The sequence below is a fragment of the Sphaerochaeta sp. UBA5836 genome, from assembly GCF_002432845.1.
GTDB lineage: Bacteria > Spirochaetota > Spirochaetia > Sphaerochaetales > Sphaerochaetaceae > Sphaerochaeta.
Genome location: NZ_DJGW01000107.1, coordinates 1 through 1,838, shown reverse-complemented (window position 1 = coordinate 1,838; position 1,838 = coordinate 1). Strand labels below are relative to the sequence as shown.

Sequence of the window (1,838 nt, the reverse complement as noted above, 5' to 3'; positions counted from 1 at the left end):
TTGGTACATGTTGCAAGATCGTGCGTTTTATCAGAAAGGTGTTGACAAGAAATCACCAATTAGGGTATACAAGAGAACGTTGAAGCCGCTTTAGCTCAGTTGGTAGAGCAAAGGACTGAAAATCCTTGTGTCCGCAGTTCAATTCTGCGAGGCGGCATGGACAGAGAGACTCCTCCTCCCGTACAGGAAGGGGAGTTTTGCTTTATAGGGGTGTATGCATGCATGTGCCGCCTTGCTGCGAAAGGTGTACGACTGCCGAGCAACCAAAAGCTGATCATGTGGTAGTTTTCCCTAACTTGATCTTCCCTTGAATGAACGGCCTGGGAGAATAGCAGCATCTTAACCCCTACTTGGATTCCCTGTATGTTTCGAAGGAATTGTAATCAGTGATATAGCTCCCTTCAGTCCATTGCACTTGCAAAAATCTGTTTTAAAGTCCTTGTCTGCTTTGCTGGATAGTAATTCTTTGATTCTATGGATGTCTCAGCTTCTGATCATTCTTGTTCCAAGTTTTGTACCTGCGGGATGCATACTACTCGCTTAATCATTGGCTGAGAGTTCAGCATTGTAATGTTTTCATTCAAGAGGGTGGCATCAGTGGTGTCAGTATCGAAAATCAGGATTGCAGCAGTGTTGAATCGCAACGATGCAAGAGAACCTCTTGAAAGTGGTTTCTCAACAACATTATGAATCCTTACTTTTCCTGCACAGATGCATCTAAAGTCAGTCTTCAATACTTGCGCCATCTTTGCTTCTGTTTCTCCCTCAACAAAATACTGATAATAGTGTTGCACTAGATACCCTCACTTCATAAAGCAGCGATGCGACTCACATCAGGGGCTGTTGAGAAAAGATCGTTCTCAACCGCACACTTGAGTGAATCGGTATTTCGCTTGAGAAAGTCATCGGCATTGATGCAACGGATTGTACAAGTATCGCCTATCTGCTCCTTTTTAAGGAAGCAATATGAGTGTTTGGGAAACGACATATCCAAAATGTCTGTATTGTGAGTAGTAAAGAAGAGCTGTCCATCTTCTCCCAATTTTTCTACCATTTTGGCCAGCGCCTCTCGTTCCATATCACTGTGAATATAAGAAAATTTCTCATCGCAGTAGTAGAAGCCATTCTGCTTTGCCATAATTGCAGCCAACATGGAGGCTATTCCAATCCCCGATCTCGTTCCACTAGAGAGGATTTCTCCATTCAGTACGTTTCCATCCTGGATGATTACCCCATGATTTCCCAATTTGATGACATAGGAGTTCTTAATGTCCCTTGCTTTGATAATTCCCTGAATGGAAGGGTCCAAGGCAGAAAGAACGATATCAAGAATTTTTAGCAAGTCGTGCTTATCCAATTCTTGAAAAGTAGGGATTTTTTCCTCGATGCTCGGATAGGTAAAGAGCCATCCGAAGTTTTCTATGGATTCCAATGCCTTATGGTATGGCACATTGTCAGCTCCCAATTTGTCCAACTTAGTAGCACACATCTCATAACTGTCTGCAAGAGAGATAGGTACCGACTTTACCGAGACCCTCATGTCTTTTTCTTCATATGACTCGGGAGTGCCAGGAGGACTAATAACTGCTTCCACCCGATAGAGTCTTTTTGTTTTTGCTACAAATTCAATGGTAAATGATGCTTTTTTTGTTGGGTCATTGATATTTTTAATAACAGGAAGCAGGTTCTTATTGTTGATGCTGTTGAAAATTGCCATGAAAGCTTTTCCCAGTGTTGTTTTTCCTGAAGCATTGGCTCCCATAAGGATAATAAGCTTCTTGTAGCGGAAATTGGTTCTCCCAGAGAGAAATTCGGCCTCAATTGTAGACCCGACAATC

2 protein-coding genes and 1 tRNA gene are annotated in these 1,838 nt (G+C 42.5%); 1 reads left to right on the top strand and 2 read right to left on the bottom strand.

Translation table 11 applies throughout. The features are described from left to right. Positions 1 to 84: 84 nt before the first annotated feature. Positions 85 to 157 (top strand) — tRNA-Phe (locus B3F49_RS10410). Positions 158 to 494: 337 nt separating this feature from the next. Here the strand turns inward: B3F49_RS10410 and B3F49_RS10405 are convergent. Further along, a complete protein-coding gene (locus B3F49_RS10405) occupies positions 495 to 794 on the bottom strand; it encodes a hypothetical protein (protein ID WP_293910878.1) in 300 nt (99 codons plus the stop codon). A gap of 14 nt (positions 795 to 808) precedes the next feature. Beyond that, positions 809 to 1,838: AAA family ATPase (locus B3F49_RS10400; RefSeq protein WP_293910876.1), on the bottom strand; the 1,030-nt coding region annotated here is incomplete at its 5' end.